Here is a 2,878-nt window from a genome sequence, read left to right on the forward strand (position 1 = left end):
GTTTTCTCGCCCGTGCCGGTCCTTGCCATGAGGATGCCCTTGGCAGCACCCTGAAAGCCGGTGATGAAGGCCTTGCGCCCGTTGATGATCCAGCCATCCCCCTCCTGACGGGCCGTCGTCTTGAGCATCGACGGGTCCGAGCCCGCGCCATCCTCGGACGCAGGTTCGGTCATGAGGAAGGCCGACCGGACCGATCCGTCGATGAGCGGCTGCAGAAACTGCGCCCTCTGTTCTGCGGTCGCAACCTTCCCGAGAAGGAACATGTTGCCTTCATCCGGCGCCGCGACATTGACGGCGAGCGGGCCAAGCGGAGACAGGCCCGCCGCGCGCAGCACGAGCGCGGTGCCGCGGTGAGACAGGTGGCTGCCGTCCGAGCCCACATGCGCCGTCAGAACGCCGGCTTCCCGCGCCTTGGCGCGAAGACGGGTCACGAGTTCATCGTCCGGGCCATGCGCGCCGCGGCAGACAGTCTGCTCAAACGGGATCACCACGGATCTGACGAACGCCTCTACCCGCGCAGCGATGAGCCGCGCTTCCTCCAAATCTTCTGCGTGCATGATCCCATCCACCCCCAGCCGATGATGGATCAGTCTGCCAACGGATCAGCCCCCAGACAACCGGTACTGTTCAGCCGCCACCCGCAAAGCTCCCCGAACTGATAGCCATAATACTCTTTGGTCTATTATTGGTCGGATACTATGCTGCAGGAGGGCAAACCTTGGCAGGATTGCAGTGATGACTTTGCATTCACATCTGCGGCGGGAAGTTCATTACGGACGCGTGGTCAGCGCTCATTCCGACCGGCCGGGAACAGTGCTGGATATGCTCAGCGCGGCCGTTGCGAGCGCACCGGAACGGACAGCAGTGGTCGACGGTGCCCTTCGGCTTACGTATGCAGAAGTCGACGGACATGTCGCCACGTGCGCCGCGGCGTTGGCCTCGTATGGCGTCAAAGCGGGCGACCGCGTGGCGCTGCTCCTTGCCAACCGTGCCGATGTCCTGGTCCTCATGCTCGCTGCCGCGCGGATCGGGGCCATCACGGTTCCCATGAACATCCGGCAGAAACCGCCGGAGACCGCATATGCGCTCAACGCTTCGGGAGCGATCCTCCTATGTCATGAGGCAGGGCTCGCCGGAGAGCTTCCCCTCCCGGAGGACGTGCCAGCTCTCAGGCATTGCATTGCGGTCGATGACGACCTCCGGATATGGCAGCACGCCGCAGTACAACGAGAACCCGCTGAGGCCGAGCCGAGCGAGGAGATGCCATTCTGCATTCTCTACACCTCTGGCACGACCGGGCGCCCAAAGGGCGCGCTCATCACCCACCTCGGGGTTCTGACCAGCGTCCTCGGGGCGCAGCAGACGCTTGGTCTTGAGGACGGGGAAGTGACGGTCATGCCGGTTCCCGCCTCTCATATCACCGGTATCGTCCTGCAGTTGATGCTCACGCTGAGGGTCGCAGGCACACTCATCCTCATGCGCGAGTTCAAGGCCCGCCGTTTCCTCGAGATCGCCTCGCGCGAAGGAATGACCTTCACCAGCATGGTACCCGCCATGTACGTCCTGTGCCTGATGGACGACGCCTATGATAGCTTCGACCTTTCCCATTGGCGGGTCGGCACCTTCGGCGGCGCCCCGATGCCGGACAGTGTTATCGCTGACCTTGCGAGGCGCAACCCGGCATTGCGGCTGTCCAACATCTACGGCGCGACGGAGACAACCTCGCCCGCCGTCATCATGCCGGCAGCGGAGACGGCGGAGCGGAGCCATCAGGTGGGCCGGCCCCTGCCCTACTGCGAGCTTCTGATCATGGACGATGAGGGACGGGAGGTGCCGAGAGGTCAGCAGGGCGAGATATGGATCGCCGGCCCGATGGTCATTCCCTGCTACTGGAATGACCCGGAGGCGACGGCCTCCGCCTTCGTCGGCGGGCATTGGCGCTCGGGCGACATCGGCTCGCTTGATGAAGACGGCTTTCTCCAGCTCTTCGACCGCAAGAAGGATATGATCAACCGCGGCGGCTTCAAGATCTATTCGGTTGAGGTGGAGAATGTGCTGGCATCCCACCCGTCGGTTATCGAGGTCGGCGTGGTCGGCCGGCCATGCCCGGTTCTGGGCGAGCGGTCCGAGGCATTCGTCTACGTTCGGGAAGCGATTGCGGACGACGCCCTGCGCGCTTACTGCGCCGCGCGTCTCTCCGATTACAAGATCCCTGATGCCTTCACCATTCTGTCCGAGGCGCTGCCGCGCAATGCCAATGGCAAGTTGCTCAAGACCGCGCTTCGCGAACAGGCCATGGCGCGGTTGCAGAAGACCGGTACTGCTGCCAGCTGACAAAACGCCAAAAGCCAGCCCTTGGGGCTGGCTTTGGCGTATTTGGTTGCGGGGGCCGGATTTACCGCGTCGCTTTGCTCCGCGTTGACCGTCGGCGCGTCGCGCCTTGGTCCGAACAGTCGGCTCGCATCGAGACCCGCGGCAATCAGGACCACAAAAAAGCGCCCCCCAGGGGGCGCTTTTTTATTGTCTGGTTGCGGGGGCCGGATTTGAACCGACGACCTTCAGGTTATGAGCCTGACGAGCTACCGGGCTGCTCCACCCCGCGATGAACTGGTTGTGTGGGTGCTCGGGCCTGCAAGAACATGGCAGGCCACGCCGGTGGTGGTTGTTTGAGCATTGTGAACGGGTTTGTGTGAAGCCTTCTTCTGAGCCTGGCGGCGTCCGACTCTCCCAACGCTTGAGCGTTAGTACCATGGGCGCTGCCTGGTTTCACGGCCGAGTTCGAGATGGGATCGGGTGGGGCACAGGCGCTATGGCCACCAGGCTGAGGAGAAGGCTTGGGCTGTTCCTTTTGGGAACAGATCTGACAAGAGGCGGTGTG

Annotated in this window: 2 protein-coding genes, 1 tRNA gene and 1 rRNA gene; 1 reads left to right on the forward strand and 3 read right to left on the reverse strand. The window is 63.2% G+C overall.

The annotated features are described in order from the left end of the window. Window positions 1-557: acyl-CoA dehydrogenase family protein (locus VIG90_RS04910; protein ID WP_331592340.1), on the reverse strand; the 557-nt coding region annotated here is incomplete at its 3' end. 178 nt (window positions 558-735) lie between these two features. On the opposite strand from VIG90_RS04910, the gene VIG90_RS04915 reads away from it, so the two are divergent. Continuing rightward, the gene (locus tag VIG90_RS04915) at window positions 736-2,334 is read left to right on the forward strand and encodes a class I adenylate-forming enzyme family protein (RefSeq protein WP_331592341.1); all 1,599 of its coding nucleotides are present in this window, start codon (window positions 736-738) and stop codon (window positions 2,332-2,334) included. Window positions 2,335-2,525: 191 nt separating this feature from the next. Here VIG90_RS04915 and VIG90_RS04920 read toward each other — a convergent pair. Together VIG90_RS04920 and rrf are read right to left on the reverse strand one after the other, a co-directional pair. Beyond that, window positions 2,526-2,602, reverse strand: a tRNA-Met gene (locus VIG90_RS04920). Window positions 2,603-2,706: 104 nt separating this feature from the next. Next, a 5S ribosomal RNA gene (gene rrf, locus VIG90_RS04925) occupies window positions 2,707-2,821 on the reverse strand. Window positions 2,822-2,878 lie beyond the last annotated feature (57 nt).

It is taken from the genome of Pedomonas sp. (genome assembly GCF_036515995.1).
Classification (GTDB): Bacteria; Pseudomonadota; Alphaproteobacteria; order Sphingomonadales; family Sphingomonadaceae; genus Pedomonas.

Coding starts and splice junctions, on each gene's coding strand:
- VIG90_RS04915 (WP_331592341.1), top strand. CDS start 736: ATGACTTTGCATTCACATCTGCGGCGGGAAGTTCATTACGGACGCGTG.